At 72.0% G+C, this 15,254-nt stretch carries 12 protein-coding genes; 3 read left to right on the top strand and 9 right to left on the bottom strand.

The window, feature by feature from the left end:
* The first annotated feature begins 104 nt into the window (after nt 1–104).
* Complete coding sequence (locus tag FPT20_RS12540; protein ID WP_158865747.1) at nt 105–4,880, top strand: ExeM/NucH family extracellular endonuclease; 4,776 nt, start codon at nt 105–107, stop codon at nt 4,878–4,880.
* Between the two features lie 181 nt (nt 4,881–5,061).
* On the opposite strand, the gene FPT20_RS12535 is transcribed toward FPT20_RS12540, so the two are convergent.
* The 7 genes from FPT20_RS12535 to FPT20_RS12505 all read right to left on the bottom strand — a co-directional run bounded on the left by FPT20_RS12535 (nt 5,062) and on the right by FPT20_RS12505 (nt 11,449).
* Nucleotides 5,062–5,760 (bottom strand): class I SAM-dependent methyltransferase, encoded by a 699-nt coding sequence (locus FPT20_RS12535; RefSeq protein WP_233265509.1) that lies wholly within the window; start codon nt 5,758–5,760, stop codon nt 5,062–5,064.
* Between the two features lie 1,114 nt (nt 5,761–6,874).
* The gene (locus FPT20_RS12530) at nt 6,875–7,258 is read right to left on the bottom strand and encodes a CHY zinc finger protein (RefSeq protein ID WP_325064791.1); all 384 of its coding nucleotides are present in this window, start codon (nt 7,256–7,258) and stop codon (nt 6,875–6,877) included.
* Nucleotides 7,255–7,866, bottom strand: coding sequence for an energy-coupling factor transporter transmembrane component T family protein (locus tag FPT20_RS12525; RefSeq protein ID WP_158865743.1), 612 nt, complete (start codon nt 7,864–7,866; stop codon nt 7,255–7,257). Before FPT20_RS12525 ends, FPT20_RS12530 begins: the two co-directional genes overlap by 4 nt.
* Nucleotides 7,860–8,558, bottom strand: a complete 699-nt coding sequence (locus tag FPT20_RS12520; RefSeq protein ID WP_158865741.1) for an energy-coupling factor ABC transporter ATP-binding protein — start codon at nt 8,556–8,558, stop codon at nt 7,860–7,862. The genes FPT20_RS12525 and FPT20_RS12520 overlap by 7 nt, the downstream gene beginning before the upstream one ends.
* On the bottom strand, nt 8,555–9,688 hold the full coding sequence (locus FPT20_RS12515; RefSeq protein ID WP_233265508.1) for a thiolase family protein: 1,134 nt from the start codon (nt 9,686–9,688) through the stop codon (nt 8,555–8,557). Before FPT20_RS12515 ends, FPT20_RS12520 begins: the two co-directional genes overlap by 4 nt.
* Entirely contained in the window at nt 9,678–10,787 is a 1,110-nt protein-coding gene (locus tag FPT20_RS12510) for a class I adenylate-forming enzyme family protein (RefSeq protein WP_158865739.1), read from the bottom strand. Before FPT20_RS12510 ends, FPT20_RS12515 begins: the two co-directional genes overlap by 11 nt.
* Nucleotides 10,784–11,449: a biotin transporter BioY gene (locus FPT20_RS12505; protein WP_158865737.1), complete on the bottom strand. Its 666-nt coding sequence runs from the start codon at nt 11,447–11,449 to the stop codon at nt 10,784–10,786. The genes FPT20_RS12510 and FPT20_RS12505 overlap by 4 nt, the downstream gene beginning before the upstream one ends.
* Before the next feature lie 57 nt (nt 11,450–11,506).
* Between FPT20_RS12505 and FPT20_RS12500 the strand changes: the two genes are divergently transcribed.
* Nucleotides 11,507–12,145 (top strand): TetR/AcrR family transcriptional regulator C-terminal domain-containing protein, encoded by a 639-nt coding sequence (locus tag FPT20_RS12500; RefSeq protein ID WP_158865734.1) that lies wholly within the window; start codon nt 11,507–11,509, stop codon nt 12,143–12,145.
* Here FPT20_RS12500 and FPT20_RS12495 read toward each other — a convergent pair.
* Both FPT20_RS12495 and FPT20_RS12490 read right to left on the bottom strand, forming a co-directional pair.
* A complete protein-coding gene (locus FPT20_RS12495) occupies nt 12,126–12,503 on the bottom strand; it encodes a DUF3566 domain-containing protein (RefSeq protein WP_158865732.1) in 378 nt (125 codons plus the stop codon). The two genes, FPT20_RS12500 and FPT20_RS12495, sit on opposite strands and share 20 nt — an antisense overlap.
* 214 nt (nt 12,504–12,717) lie before the next feature.
* Nucleotides 12,718–13,368 (bottom strand): ScbR family autoregulator-binding transcription factor, encoded by a 651-nt coding sequence (locus FPT20_RS12490; protein ID WP_158865730.1) that lies wholly within the window; start codon nt 13,366–13,368, stop codon nt 12,718–12,720.
* 146 nt (nt 13,369–13,514) lie between these two features.
* On the opposite strand from FPT20_RS12490, the gene poxB reads away from it, so the two are divergent.
* Nucleotides 13,515–15,251 carry a ubiquinone-dependent pyruvate dehydrogenase gene (poxB, locus tag FPT20_RS12485; RefSeq protein WP_158865728.1) on the top strand — a complete coding sequence of 579 codons (1,737 nt, stop codon included), beginning with the start codon at nt 13,515–13,517 and terminating at the stop codon, nt 15,249–15,251.
* Nucleotides 15,252–15,254: the final 3 nt, after the last annotated feature.

Genomic DNA, 15,254 nt, shown 5'->3' with positions numbered 1-15,254 from the left:
GTTTGAGTTTTCTGTACGTTCACTCAGGAGACACAGTCCGGTCTCAGGCGAACCGTAAGTTGCTCGGCGGACTCATCCCCGCCCTCACCGACCACAGGAGAACCATGTCAACCAGAGCAGGCAGGCTGGCACGCGCCGCCGCCGCCGCGATCGCAGGGGCCGGCCTCGCCGCGGGCGCCCTCGTCGCGACGCCGGCGCTCGCCAGCACGGACGGCACGGGTGTCGTCATCAACGAGGCGTACCTGTCCGGCGGGAGCGCCGGCGCCGCCTTCACGAACAAGTTCGTCGAGCTCTACAACCCGGGCGACCAGGGTGTCAGCCTGACCGGGTGGAGCCTCCAGTACCGGTCGGCAGGAGGCACGGGCGCCTCCAACGGCGTCGTCCCGCTCACCGGATCGATCGCCGCCAAGGGGTACTACCTCGTCTCCGGCGCCTCCAACGGCACGGCGGGCGCAGCCCTCCCGGCACCCGATGTCGCCAGCACCTCGCTCAACCCGAGCGGGACGACCGGCACCCTGATCCTCGCGAAGTCCCCGACGGCGCTCAGCCTCCCGACCGGTTCCGTCACCGGCGACGCGACCGTGGCCGACCTGCTCGGCTACGGCGGATCGAACACCTTCGAGACCGCGAAGGCCGCAGCGCCCTCCGGCAACACCGACGTGAAGTCGCTCGTCCGCGCCTCCTTCAAAGACACCGACGACAACAGCGCCGACTTCAGCCTGAGCGCCTCGATCACGCCGCAGAACACGGCGAGCTCCGGCGGCGGGACGGATCCGGGCGCGGGCGACCCCGGCCAGCCCGGCGACGCGGTCTCGATCGCCGACATCCAGGGCACGGGAGACACGAGCCCCAAGGCCGGCCAGACCGTGACCACCACGGGCTTCGTCACCGCCCAGTACGCGACCGGCGGCTTCAACGGCTTCTACCTGCAGACCGCGGGGACGGGCGGTGCGGTCGACCTCGCCACGCACACGGCCTCCGACGCCGTCTTCGTCTTCGGCTCCTCGGCCGCCGCAGGCGTGAAGATCGGCGACTACGTCTCGGTCACCGGTGCCGTCAGCGAGTACCAGGGCCTCACGGAGATCACCGCGTCGAAGGTCGGGCAGCTCGACAAGGCCGGGGTCTCGGCCCCGGCGCCGGCGACCGTCGGCCTCCCGGGCACGGACGCGCAGCGCGAGAGCCTCGAGGGCATGCTGATCGCCCCGCAGGGCGCCTTCACCGTCACCGACGTGTACGACGCCAACCAGTACGGCGAGATCGCGCTCGCCGCGGGCGACAAGCCGCTGGTGCAGCCGACCGAGACCGCCCGTCCGGGAACCCCCGAGTACACCGCGGCGATCGCGGACAACAAGGCTCGCGCGGTCACCCTCGACGACGGCGCCTCGACCAACTTCCTGAGCGCGGCCAACAAGTCCAAGCCGCTGCCGTACCTGTCGCTGACCGCTCCGGTCCGCGTCGGTGAGCCGGTGACGTTCACGAAGCCGGTCATCCTCGACTACCGGAACAGCACGTGGAAGTTCCAGCCGACGTCCGAGCTCACGCCCGCTGTCGCGGCCGACGTGCAGCCGGTCACGTTCGGCAACACCCGCACGGCTGCGCCCGAGAACGTCGGCGGCGACCTGCGTCTCGCCACGTTCAACGTGCTGAACTACTTCACGACGACCGGCGACCAGCTGAGCGGCTGCACCTTCTACACCGACCGCGCCGGCAACCCGATCACGGTGAACAGCGGCTGCGATGCCCGCGGCGCGGCGAACGCCGAGAACCTCAAGCGCCAGCAGGACAAGATCGTCGCGGCGATCAACGGCCTCGGCGCCGACGTCGTCTCCCTCGAGGAGATCGAGAACTCCGCCCGCTTCGGTGAGAACCGCGACTCGGCCCTCTCGACCCTCGTCGCCGCGCTCAACACGGCGGCCGGCAGCGAGGTCTGGGCCTTCGTGCCGTCGCCGACGAAGCTCCCGGCCACCGAGGACGTCATCCGCACCGCCTTCATCTACAAGAAGGCGAACGCCGTTCCGGTCGGAGGCTCCGTCATCCTCGACGACGCAGCGTTCTCGAACGCGCGCCAGCCGCTCGCCCAGGCCTTCAAGAAGGTCGGCACCAAGGACTCCGACGCCTTCATCGCCATCGTGAACCACTTCAAGTCGAAGGGTTCGGGCACCGGTGCCGACGCCGACCAGGGCGACGGCCAGGGCGCGTCGAACGCCTCCCGGGTCAAGCAGGCGACGGCCCTCGTGGCGTTCGCCGACGAGCGCAAGAAGACCCTCGGGCTCGACAAGGTCCTCCTGATCGGCGACTTCAACGCCTACCTGAAGGAGGACCCGATCAAGGTCCTCACGGACGCCGGCTACGTCGACCAGGTCTCGACCCGCACGACCAAGCACACGTACTCGTTCGACGGGACCGTCGGCTCGCTCGACCACGTCCTCGCCTCCCCGGCCGCCGACAAGGCGATCGCGGGCGCGGACGTCTGGAACATCAACTCCGGCGAGTCGGTGGCGCTCGAGTACAGCCGCTACAACTACAACGTCACCAACCTCTACGCGCCGGACCAGTACCGGTCGAGCGACCACGACCCGATCGTCGTGGGCCTCGGGCTGAAGGCCGCCCCGGTGAACCTCAACCTGCTGAACATCAACGACTTCCACGGTCGCATCGACAGCAACACGGTGAAGTTCGCGGGCACGATCGAGAAGCTCCGCGCCGAGGGCGGCGACCCCAGCACGCTGTTCCTCTCGGCAGGCGACAACATCGGCGCCTCCCTGTTCGCCTCCGCCTCGGCGGGCGACGTCCCGACGCTCGATGTCCTGAACGCTCTCGGGCTGAAGACGAGCGCGGTGGGCAACCACGAGTTCGACAGGGGCTACACCGACCTCACCGGCCGGGTGAAGGACGCCGCCGCGTTCTCCTACCTCGGCGCCAACGTCTACAAGAAGGGCACCAAGGACCCGGCCCTGCCCGAGTACGCGGTGTTCCCGGTCGACGGGCTGAAGGTCGGCGTCATCGGCGCGGTCACCCAGGAGACCCCCACGCTGGTCTCGCCCGGCGGCGTCTCGACGCTCGACTTCGGCGACCCGGTGGAGGCGGTCAACCGCGTCGCCGGCGAGCTCACCGACGGCGACCCCGCCAACGGCGAGGCAGACGTGATCGTCGCCGAGTACCACGAGGGCGCCGGCTTCGGCACGCCCGAGGGCGCGACGCTCGACCAGGAGGTCGCCGCCGGCGGCGCCTTCGCCGACATCGTCACCAAGACGAGCGCCAAGGTCTCGGCGATCTTCACCGGCCACACCCACAAGGTGTACGCGTGGGACGCCCCGGTCCCCGGCGTCGACGGCGCGACCCGTCCGATCGTCCAGACCGGCAGCTACGGCGAGAACATCGGGCAGATCACGCTGACGGTCGACCCGGAGACCGACACGGTCACCGGCCACACCGCTCGCAACGTCGCACGAACGACCGACAGCGACGCGAGTCTCGTCGCCGCCTACCCGCGCGTGGCGCAGGTGAAGACGATCGTCGACAAGGCGCTCGCCGACGCGGCGGCCATCGGCAACCAGAAGGTCGGCTCGGTGACGAAGGACATCACCACCGCCTACCTCAACGGCGCGCGCGACGACCGGATGAGCGAGTCGACGCTCGGCAATCTGGTGGCCGACTCGCTGCTGTCGACGCTGTCGCCCGCCGACCTCGGAGGCGCTGAGATCGGCGTCGTCAACCCGGGCGGCCTGCGTGCTGAGCTCCTCTACGGCACCGACGGGAGCGTGACCTACGCTCAGGCGAACGCCGTGCTGCCGTTCGTGAACAACCTCTGGACGACGACGCTGACCGGCGCCCAGTTCAAGGAGGCGCTCGAGCAGCAGTGGCAGCGGAACGCCGACGGCACCGTGCCCAGCCGGCCGTTCCTCAACCTCGGCCTGTCGAAGAACGTGAGCTACACGTACGACGCGAGCCGGCCTGAGGGCGACCGCATCACGAGCATCATCGTGAACGGTCAGCCCATCGACCCGGCGAAGCCGTACCGGATCGGCTCGTTCTCGTTCCTCCTCCAGGGCGGTGACAACTTCCGCGCCTTCGCGGCCGGGAAGGACACCAAGGACTCGGGCCTCATCGACCGGGACGCCTGGATCGGCTACATCGAGAAGAACAGCCCGCTGTCGCCGAGCTTCGCCCGGCGCGGGGTCGGCGTGAGCGGCGTCCCCACCGGGACGCTCCAGCCCGGCCAGCAGGTCTCGTTCGCGGTGTCCAAGCTGAACCTCACCTCCCTGGGCAGCCCGGCGAACACCAGGCTCGACCTCACCTGGGCGGGCAGCGGCGCGGCACTCGGCAGCGTGCCCGTCGACGCCTCCGGGAACGCCACCGCGACCTTCACGGTGCCGGCCGACGCCGCCGGGGCGAGCACGCTCGTCCTGACGGCACCGGACTCGGGGACCACGGTCCGCGTCGCGCTCTCCGTGGCCGACGCGCCGTCGAACCCGAAGCCGGCCAAGGACCCGAAGGCGGCCAAGGAGTCCGCGCTCAAGAAGGCCCTCGAGGGTCTCGTGAGCACGGACAAGGCCTCCTACCGGCCCGGCGACCCGATCCGCGTGACGGTCGGCGCCGAGCTGGCGGGCAGCTGGGTCTCGGTGTGGGCGTACTCGCCCGCGGAGAGCATCAGCGGCGGATGGGTGCAGGTCCCGGCGGACGGCGTGCTGAAGCTCACGCTCCCGAAGGACCTCGGCAACGGCAACCACAAGCTGTCGGTGCAGGACGCCCAGAACGACGTCCTCGGCTGGGCGACGATGAAGGTGAAGGCCGACGCCGGGCACGGTCCGGGTAAGGGCCTCATCGACCTGATCGCCGGGGCGATCCTCAGCATCATCGGGTGGGCGCTGGTCCACTGACGGTTGGCCTGACGGACCGCGGGGCGGCCGTCGGGCTCGGGGAGACCCGGGTCCGGCGGCTGTTCTGCGTTCTGGGGGTCGGGCCTCCGGGGATCGGCGTTCCTCGGGTTCTGCGTTCCCGGGTTTCGGGGTGCCTTGGGTTTGGGTGTGGGTGCCTTTGGCGCCGCTGGGGCCCGTCCCGTCAGGTGGCCGAGCGGGCCGGTGCGGGTCCGAATTCGGCGATCAGGACGGTGTCGTCCCCGTGGCTCCAGTGCTCGTGCCGGAGCGGGATCCGCCCGATCGGTCGCAAGAGCGCGCCGAGCCGTTCGGGCGTGGCGAAGAGCGCGTGATGGTCAGCCGTCGCCGAGGGGTGCCGACTCCGGTCGACCGCCGTGAAGGTCGCCGTGACGACCCTCCCTCCAGGCCTGAGGACCCGGCCCCACTCACCGACCGCAGCGGCCGGGTCGTCGAACAGGTGCAGCGCTGTCACGCACGTGACGACATCGGCGGAGGCTTCGCCCACCGGGAGGCGCGCAGCGTCACCCTCCATCAGCTCGGCGCTCGGGAGGGCCGCGCGGGCGACCTCCAGCATGCCGGGGGAGAGGTCGACGCCGATCAGGTTGAGCCGCGGCTCGCGGCGGTGGAGGGCGCGGAGGAGGAGGGCGGTTCCGGTGCCGACGTCGAGGATGGTTGCTGCGCCGGAAGCGGCGCGGGAGGCGGGGCGCAAGGTGGCGTGCGAGACGGGGCGCGAGGTGGCGTGGGAGTCGGTGTCGGGCGTTGTTGCGGGGAGGGCGTCGAGCGCAATGAACGCAGCCACGGCCTCCGCGAGTTCGCGGTGCATGTCGGACCGGTCGTATTCCGGTGCGCGCTCGTCGAAACGGCGGCGGATCTCTTCGCTCACGGGGCGCAAGCGTAGTCCAGGGCTGCGCGACCGCTCCAGCAGCGGACGCTCGACTGCCGCCCGCGGGAGCCTCATCAGCGGGCGCGCTACCGCTTCCCACGGGTGTCTTATCCACAGCCTCCCGCGCCGTTGAACGGTTGAACCGTCACCTGTGGCCTCCTCAGGGCGTCCAGGCGAGGGTGAGGGGGCCACAGGTGACCGTTCGGGCGGGTGATCGCGCTGGAAAGGAGGCAGACGGCGGGGCCGCGGGTCGACGGGCCCGGGTGAGGCGCCGACCGAGGGGAGGGGCCGGCGAGCTCGATTGAGGCGACGGCCGAGACGTTGCGGCGCGGTGCGCGGCTCGTCCGCCCGGCTGCCCCTCTGGGGGTGGCTTATCCACAGCCTCCTGCGCTGTTGAACAGTTGAACCGTCACTAATGGCCCCCTCAGGGCTTCCGGACGAGGGTGAGGGGGCCATTAGCGACCGTTCAGGCGCGCGACCGTGCAGGAAGAGGTGGAGGCCGGGCGCCGACCGAGGGGAGGGCCGCCGAGCTCGATTGAGCGGACGGCCGAGACGTTGCGGCGCGGTTCGCGGCTCGTCCGCCCGGCTGCTCCTCGGGCGCGGCGTATCCACAGCCTCCCGCGCTGTTGAACGGTCGACCCGTCACTAATGGCCCCGTCAGGGCGCCCGGGCGAGGGTGAGGGGGCCACAAGTGACCGTTCAGGCGGGTGATCGCGCAGGCAAGGAGGTAGGCGGCCGGGCCGCAGGCCGGCGAGCTCGGTTGATGCGACGGCCCAGAGGACGGCCGGCGAGCTCGGTTGAGGCGACGGCCGAGACGTTGCGGCGCGGTTCGCGGCTCGTCCGCCCGGCTGCCCCTCTGGGGGTGGCTTATCCACAGCCTCCCGCTCCGTTGAACGGTTGAACCGTCACCTGTGGCCCCCTCGCGGCGTCATGACGAGGCTGAAGGGGCCATTGGTGACCGTTCACGCCGCCAGACAGCCGCGGCAGCGCGGCGACGCGACACCGGGGGCCATGTGTGACCGCTCACGCGGCCGCACCGCCCAAGACGGAGCCCGAACCAGCAACCGCACCTCGAGCCCCGGCAGCGGAGGCGCAGGCGCAACCTCCGCCCCCGTCACTCCTCGAAGTAGAGCCCGGTATGCAGCTTGCACCCCGGGTTGAAGGCCGCACCGCACGCCGGACAGGCGTCCACGCCGAGGTAGCGCTCGATCGTGAGTTCGGTCCGGCACACGCCGCAGAGCACCGCCTTCTCGCCGCGGTCCTCGACGGGCCACTGCCGCGCCGGGTGGCCGGCCGCTTCCGCGTGGCACGCGTGACACGGGTAGTACTCGCCGCAGCAGGCGAAGCGGATCGCGATGACGTCGAGCTCCGTCCGGTAGTGCGTGCACCGCGTCTGGTCATCCACGACCGCACCGAGCACCCGGATACCGCCGCCCGCCGCGACTCCGCCGCCGACCCCGCGCGCCTGCCCCCCGCTCACCCGTGTCCCCCCGCTCACCGCACTCCTCTCGCCGTCAACGCATCCCCGAGCTCGTCCGCGTGCTTGAACGCCACCACTAGGAACGGCACGGCGAACGCCCGCAACCCCGCGCGTCCGCCGCGAGCCCGCTGCGCCTCTCTCACCTGCTTCGCAAGCCCCGCGAGCACCGGCACCGTGCTGAGCGTCACCGTCAGCAGCAGCGCCGTGCGCGCCGGGTCGATCCGAAGCAACGAGAGCGGTCCAATCGCCTTCTCGATCGTATCCAGCAGGTCCGACACCCGCGTCGTGAGCACGAGGAGGGACGCGAGCACGATCACCGCCGTCACGCGCGCAGTGTTCGCCACCGCCGCCTCCACCGGAAGGAACAGCAGCTGCCCCGCAGCCGTGACGACGATGACCCACCGGACCGCGATCAGCTGGCGGCCGAGTTCGCGCATCCCCCCGGCTCCGTCGCCGAGGCCGGCGAGCGCATAGGCGAGCACCGGGAGCGCACCGCATGCGCCGGCCGCGGCCCAGGTGGAGGGGAGGAACGAGACCCCGAGGACGACCACCATGACGAGCAGAAGCTTCGGCCCGGTCGGCATGCGGTGCAGGGCGCCCGAGCCGGGGCGGTACGACGTCAGCACGGCACGCCGCCTTCGTCGAGCAGCGCCTCGTACCCCTCCACGATCTCCGAGGGGTCGCCGACGGCGCTGATCGTCCCTCCGGCGAAGAGCACCGCCGTGTCGCAGCGCTTCGCCAGTTCGAGGTCGTGGGTCACGAGCACCAGGCGGTGCTCGCCGTCGAAGAGGTGACCGGCGACGCGCCTGGCGTTCCGGGCATCGAGGTAGGCGGTCGGCTCGTCGGCGATGACGAGTTCGGGGTTCCGGATGAAGGCGCCGCAGAGCGCGAGCAACTGCTTCTGGCCGCCGGAGAGCGAGTGGGAGGGACGGTCCGCGAGGGCGCTCAGCCCGAAGCGGGCGAGGGCGTCCGCGACGCGCGCGCCCGCCGCCTCCCGAGACAGCTTCTCGGCGCGCAGGGAGAAGGCGACGTCCTCGGCGACGGTCGGCATGATGATCTGAGCGTCCGGGTTGCTGAAGACGAAGGCCACCCGACGGCGCAGCTCGGACGCCTGGCGGGCCGGATCGAGCCCGAGCACGCTGACCTCCCCGCCGGAGGCCGCGACGAGCCCGCCCAGGAGGCGCGCGAACGTCGACTTGCCCGACCCGTTCTCGCCGATCACGGCGATCCTGCGGGCATCGAGGTCGACGGTCACGTCGTTCAGCGCCGTGACCTCGTCGAGGCGCACGCGGGCTCCGCGCAGGTGCAGCGCACTCATCGGACGACCTCCAGCACGGCGGCCACGCCGAGGCCGCCTCCGACCGACGCTGCGGCCAGCCCGACGGTGCCGGCGGGAGCGCCCGACCGCACCAGCCGGCTGAACAGCCGAACCACCGCCACGGCCCCGCTGGCTCCCCATGGGTGGCCGAGAGCGAGCGCGCCTCCGTCGGCGCACACCCGCGGGTCGTCGTCGTCGATGCCGAGGCGCTGCAGCACCGCGATGCTCTGGGAGGCGAACGCCTCCACCAGTTCGACCGCCGCGAGGTCTCTCGCGCTCAGTCCCGCAAGCGAGAGCGCGCTCTCGATCGCCGGCGCCGCACCGAGGCCGGGAAATGCCGGGTCGCTGCCGACGAATGCGGATGCGCGCACGGCCAGCCCCGGACCGCTGCTGGGAGGCGCGACCACGACGGCCGCCGCGCCGTCGCCGATGCGCGTCGAGGTCCCGGCCGTCAGCGATCCGCCCGGGAAGAGCGGCGCCAGACGCGGAAGCAGCCGGTCCGCGGTGCCGATGGCGTCGTCGTGGTCGAGTCCCGCGAGGGGGACGAGCTCGGCGGCGAAGCGCCCCTCCGCGAGGGCTCGCCGAGCCCGCGCGTGCGACCGCGCTGCGTGCGCGTCCAAGCGCTCGCGACTCAAGCCGTCGCGCACGGCGAGGTCCTCCGCGGCGCGCGTCATGTCGGGGTCGGGAAAGCCCGCCGGGGCGAAGGGCGCCCTGTCGTATGGGACGCCGTCCACCGAGCGCACCGGTGATGTGGAGGCGCTCTCGACGCCTCCAGCGAGCCGGGGGCGCCGGTCGCCGCCACGGATGGCGGTCGCGGCGTCGATGATCGCGGCGAGGCCGCTTCCGCACTGCCGGTCGACCGTCCCTCCCGGCACTGATGCGTCGAGGCCGGCGGCGAGGGCGCTGACGCGGGCCGGGTTGCCGCCCGGGCCCATGCAGTTGCCGAGCACGACGTCCGCTACCTCCACCGGTGCGCCCATCGCGCCTTCGGCGTCCTCGAGCGCGGCCCGCAGGACGGGCGCAGCCAGCTCCTCCACGCGGAGGTTGGCGAACGCGCGGCCGCGGGTGCCGATCGGCGTGCGCCGCGCGGAGACGATGACGGGCGCCTCCCGGATGCCGTCAACGCTCAAGAGCCCGCACCTCCCCGGCCAGCACGCGGCGGACAGCCTCGGCGCGCGCCGGCTTCCCGGAGGCGGTCCGCGGCAGCTCGCCGGCGAACCACCGGCGCGGACGGTGCGCCGGCGCCAGCCGTTCGGCGGCTCGCGCACGCAGTTCCGCCAGCGACGGGGAGGCGCCCTCCGGCTCGATCATCGCGGCGACGAGCGAGCCGACGCGACTGACGGGCAGCCCGAACACGACGGCGTCACGGACGCCCGGCACGGACCGCAGCGCGCCCTCGACCTCGTCGGGCACGATCGTCGCGGAGGCGCTCAGGATCGCGTCGTCCGCGCGGCCGAGCAGGCGCAGGCGATCGCCGCGTCCCTCCGCGCCGCCCCACTCCGCCCGGTCCCCGACCGTGGCCCACGCGCCCTCGCGTCGCAGCGGGCCCGGCGCGCCCGCGTAGCCCGACGCGACGAATCCCGAGCGCACCCACACGTCGCCGTCCCGCAGCTCGACCTCGACTCCGGGGAACGGAACCAGCCCGTCGCCGCGGTCGATGGCCACGAAGGAGAGCTCCGCGGCGCCGTAGTACGAGGTCACCCGAATGCCTGCCGTCTCGGCCGCGACGCGCAGCTCCGGGTCGAGGCGCGAGCCGCCGACCAGCGCGGAACGCAGGTGCGGAGCGGTGCCGGATTCGACCAGGCGGCGCAGACCCTCCGGCGTCCCATGAAAACATGTTGCAGCGCTGTGGTCGCGGAGGAGGGGCCGAGGTCCGCCACCGAGCGCGTGCGCCAGCGAGAAGAGGGTGAGCGAGGAGGAGGCCGGCGCGGTCAGGGCCACGGCGTCATCCGGCCCCGCATCCAGGAGGCGCGCGACGGTCGCGAAGGACGCCGCCCAGGAGCGATCGGTGCGCAGCACGACCCGGGGACTTCCGCTGCTCCCCGATGTGAGCGCCGCCCAGCCGATCCCGCCGAGGTCGGCCCGGGAGGCCGCGGCGACGGCCGCAGCGGTCTGCGCCGCCGGCGCCCGGCTGTCGAGCACGAGCGGCACGTCGTCGCGCCCCTTCGCCTCCCCGACGCGGTCGAGAAGAGCGGGGTCGTCGTCGCGCAGCGGGACGAGCGCCGTCATGCGACGGGCTGGGCGTCCCGCTCGGGCGAAGCGGGCGACGCCGGGGTCCAGGCGCGGCGGAACGCCCGCGGATACGCCCGCACGAGCGTCATCACGATCGCGGAGGCGATCGCCGCCTTGATGAGGTCGCCGGGGACGAACACGAGGCTGGACAGCGCGGTGGCGGGCAACGGGAGGCGCGTGATCAGGCTCTGGAGGGGAATGCCGAACGCGTAGACGACGAGGATGCCGCCGACGACGATGCCGAGAGCTGTCCGCCAGAGCACCGGCTTCCGGCTGCCCGCGTGGACGATCAGCCCGATCACGGCGGCGCCCGCCACCCAGCCGAGGAGGTACCCGACCGACGGCCCGGCGAAGACGCCGATCCCGCCGCGTCCGCCGGCGAGCAGCGGGAGGCCCGCAGCGACGAGCGCGAGCAGCACGGCCATCGACAGCGCGCCGAGCGCCGGCCCGAGGAGCGCGCCGGCGAGCATGACCCCGAGCGTCTGAGCGGTGATCGGGACGGCCCCGAAGACGGTGAACCCGCCGGGGAGGCCGAGGACGGCGACGATCGCGGCGCACACGGCGACGCGGGCGATGTCGGTCGCATCCAGCCGGCGCGCGGCGAGGCGTGCGCCGCCGCGGGAGGCGGTGGTCTCTGTGCTGCGGGGGGAGTCGGTCATGAGGGCTTCCTTCACCTGAACGCTGTTCACCTGAACGGTGTTCACTATAGTGATGCTGTGGCAGGGAACGGAAGCGGGCGGCGGCACACCCGGGAAGACGTGGCGGAGACGGCGCTGCGCATCCTCGACGATGTCGGCCTCCCCGACCTGACCATGCGGAGGCTCGCGGCTGCTCTCGACGTGCAGCCCAGCGCCCTCTACTGGCACTTCCCCAACAAGCAGACGCTCCTCGCCGAGCTCGCCGATCGCATCGTGATGCGGGGACCGGCCCTCCAGTCGGCCGCCGATGCTCCCTGGGCCGAGCGTGTCCGGGTGGAGGCGTCGGCTCTGCGCGACTCGCTGCTCGCGTACCGCGACGGAGCGGAGGTGGTGGCGAGCACCTACGCGCTCGGGCTCGGGGAAGGGAGGGCGCTCCAACGGCTCACGTCGGCCGTCCGCTCGGGGGGTTTCGACGACGAGACCGCCGACCGCGCGGGGACCGCTCTGCTGCACTTCCTGCTCGGGCACGTCTCGCACGAGCAGCAGCGGATCCAGTACGACAGCATCGGCGTTCTCGCGACGGGCGAGGCTCCCGCTTCACCGCTCGACGAATCCGACTCCGCGGCCTCGTTCGCCTTCGGGGTCGATCTCCTCGTCGGGGGCCTGGAGCTCACGCGCCGGGAGGCGGCGAGCGAGGTCAGTCGCTCCCGAACGTGACCTTCCAGCCGCCGACCACCTGAACGGCCAGGGTGAACAGTGCGGCGAGGATGGCACCGAGCGCCGAGACGACGATCACCTCGAGCAGCGCGACGACGAGGGTGAAGGTCATCACGTTGGGGAAGGTCAGCCCCGCGACCAGCCCGGCACCGTTCGAGCCGGCGATGCCCTCCAGGAAGGTCTGCGCGCTGTGGACCACGCCGAAGCGGTCCAGCGCCCACCACAGCAGCAGGCCGACGACGACCGTGACCACGGCCACGACGAGACTGACGAGGAACGAGATCTTGAGCGCCGACCAGAAGTCGATGTAGACGAGGCGCATCGTCGCCCGCTTAGCGTTCTTCTTCCGTGCCGCCATCGGCGCCTCCCCGAACCTCAGCCGCGCCCGCGGCCCCCACGGCGAGTGTAACCGGCGAAGTCGGGAGTCTCCGGCGTCGACCCGGGGGCACGCTTCGAAAAAAACAAACCGATCGTCCGGTTACTGAGGTATACTCGGACCAACGGCAGGGGGCCGTCCAGGGGGCGAGGGCCCGGTCGCTGCGCGGGGGCGCGGCGGCCGGGCACTCCCGGGGTCAGCCGATCGCCGGTTCGCCGTCGACGACGAGGTCGGGGAGAGCTCTCAGAGCCTCCAGGCGCTCGGGCACGACGATGCCGGGCAGGAGGACGCGCCACAGCAGGCGCACCCGCTCGAGCAGGTCGGCGCGGCCGGTCAGCGTGTGCGAGACGAGCTGCACGCCCGTGAAGGCGGCCACGATGACGTACGCGAGCTCGCCCACGTCGACCGTCGGGGCCAGGTCTCCCTCGCGCACGCTGCGCGCGAACAGGTCCTCCGCCGTCTCGAGCCAGTCGCGGCACGGCTCGGAGACGGGATGCTCGAACGAGGACACGTCCGTCGTGAGCCGGATCCCGGCCTGCACCACCGGGTCCTCGAGGATCTGCAGGGCGAGCCTGCGGCTGAGCAGCACCATCGTCTCGAGCCCGGGACGCCCCTCCTGCATGATCTCCGCCGCGGCCGTCATGGTGCGCGTGTGCTGCTCCTCGATGACGGCGCGGGCGAGCTCGTCCTTCGACGAGAAGTGGAAGTACAGCGCCCCCTTGGTGGCGCCGGCCTCGGCGGCGATGTCGGCGATCGACGAGAGCCCGTAGCCGCGGTTGCCGAAGACGGTCGCGGCCCCCGCGACGATCGTGTCGCGCGTGAGCTGAGCGCGAGCCTGAATGACCATGACGGGTCAACAGTAGCGCCCTGTCCCGGCCCGGCGAGTGCGCTGTCGGGTCTTGTCCGCGCCCCGGTGGAGCGGGGTAGCGTGGCGACCGTCGCCCCTGTCGCCTCCACAGGCCGGCGGCGCCCGCCGATCGAAGGGAAGGACCCATGCCCACCGTCGCCGACACCATCGTCGAGATCCTCCGGGACGCCGGAGTGAGCCGGGTCTACGGGATCCCCGGAGACTCCCTCAACGGGTTCACCGACGCGATCCGCCGCAGCGACGGCGCCCTGACGTGGGAGCACGTCCGCCACGAGGAGTCCGCGGCGTTCGCCGCCGGTGCGGAGGCCGCGCTCACCGGCGGCCTGGCCGTCTGCGCCGGCAGCTGCGGACCGGGCAACACCCACCTGATCAACGGCCTCTACGACGCGAACCGGAGCCGCGTGCCGGTGCTCGCGATCGCCGCGCAGATCCCTGGCCCCGAGATCGGCAGCGGGTACTTCCAGGAGACGCACCCGCGTGAGGTCTTCGGCGAGGCGGCGGTGTACGTCGAGCTCGTCAGCCAGGCGGACCAGATGCCGCGCATCCTCGAGATCGCGATGCGCACGGCGGTCGAGAAGCGCGGAGTCGCCGTGATCGTCGTCCCCGGCGAGATCTTCCTGGCGGACAGCGCGGGCCGTGCCAAGTCCGCGCCGATCACCTACTCGCCGCGCGTGACGCGGCCGACCGACGCCGAGCTGGCGGGAGCGGCCGAGATCCTCAACGACGCGCGCCGCGTGACCATCCTCGCCGGGGCCGGCACCGAGGGCGCGCACGACCAGCTCGTCGCCATCGCGGCGAGACTGCAGGCGCCCGTCGTGCACGCCATGCGCGGCAAGGAGTTCGTCGAGTACGACAACCCCTACGACGTCGGCATGACCGGTCTGCTCGGCTTCTCCTCCGGCTACCGGGCCATGGAGGCGTGCGACGCGCTCCTCATGCTGGGCACCGACTTCCCGTACCAGCAGTTCTACCCGTCGAAGGCGAAGATCATCCAGGTCGACCTCCGCGGCGAGAACCTCGGGCGCCGGGTGCCGCTCGATGTGGCGCTCGTCGGCAGCGTCCGCGACACCGTGGAGGCGCTCCTCCCGCTGATCCGGAAGCGCTCGGACCGCAAGCACCTCGACTCGTCGCTGCAGCACTACGGGCGCGCCCGCAAGAGCCTGGACGACCTCGCGGTCAACGACCGCAACCGCACGCCGATCCATCCGCAATATCTGGCCAGGCTGGTCAGCGAGCTCTCGAGCGACGACGCGGTCTTCATCCCGGACGTCGGCTCGCCGGTCGTCTGGGCTGCGAGGTATCTGCGCATGAACGGGGCGCGGAGGCTCATCGGCTCCTTCACCCACGGGTCGATGGCGAACGCCCTGCCGCAGGCCATCGGTGCTCAGAGCGCCTTCCCCGGCCGCCAGGTGATCGCGCTCTCCGGTGACGGCGGCCTGTCGATGCTGCTCGGGGAGCTCCTCACCCTCCGGCAGAACCGCCTCCCGGTGAAGGTCGTCGTCTTCAACAACTCCTCCCTCAACTTCGTCGAGGTGGAGATGAAGGCGGCGGGCTTCGTCAACTTCGGTACGCAGCTCGACAACCCCGACTTCGCCGCCGTCGCGCAGGCGATGGGCATCCACGGCCAGCGCGTCGAGAAGCCGGATGAGCTCGAGGGCGCGCTGCGGACCGCGTTCGCCCACGACGGGCCCGCGCTCGTCGACGTGGTGACGGCGCGTCAGGAGCTCAGCATCCCACCGGCGATCACGGCCAAGCAGGTCGCGGGCTTCACCCTCTACGCGCTGCGCACGATCATGTCCGGGCGGGGCGACGAACTGATCGATCTCGCCGACACCAACGTGTTCCGGAGGCTGTTCGACTGAGCG

Source organism: Leifsonia sp. AG29, assembly GCF_009765225.1.
GTDB lineage: Bacteria > Actinomycetota > Actinomycetes > Actinomycetales > Microbacteriaceae > Leifsonia.
Note: the sequence above shows the minus strand (reverse complement) of the source record. Positions and strands in the feature narration are given on the sequence as shown.

What these genes read in the sequence shown, in the direction of transcription:
- FPT20_RS12495 (WP_158865732.1), bottom strand. Translation starts at nt 12,503, where the DNA reads ATGGCGGCACGGAAGAAGAACGCTAAGCGGGCGACGATGCGCCTCGTC.
- FPT20_RS12490 (WP_158865730.1), bottom strand. Translation starts at nt 13,368, where the DNA reads ATGGTCATTCAGGCTCGCGCTCAGCTCACGCGCGACACGATCGTCGCG.
- FPT20_RS12505 (WP_158865737.1), bottom strand. Translation starts at nt 11,449, where the DNA reads ATGACCGACTCCCCCCGCAGCACAGAGACCACCGCCTCCCGCGGCGGC.
- FPT20_RS12540 (WP_158865747.1), top strand. Translation starts at nt 105, where the DNA reads ATGTCAACCAGAGCAGGCAGGCTGGCACGCGCCGCCGCCGCCGCGATC.
- FPT20_RS12520 (WP_158865741.1), bottom strand. Translation starts at nt 8,558, where the DNA reads ATGAGTGCGCTGCACCTGCGCGGAGCCCGCGTGCGCCTCGACGAGGTC.
- poxB (WP_158865728.1), top strand. Translation starts at nt 13,515, where the DNA reads ATGCCCACCGTCGCCGACACCATCGTCGAGATCCTCCGGGACGCCGGA.
- FPT20_RS12510 (WP_158865739.1), bottom strand. Translation starts at nt 10,787, where the DNA reads ATGACGGCGCTCGTCCCGCTGCGCGACGACGACCCCGCTCTTCTCGAC.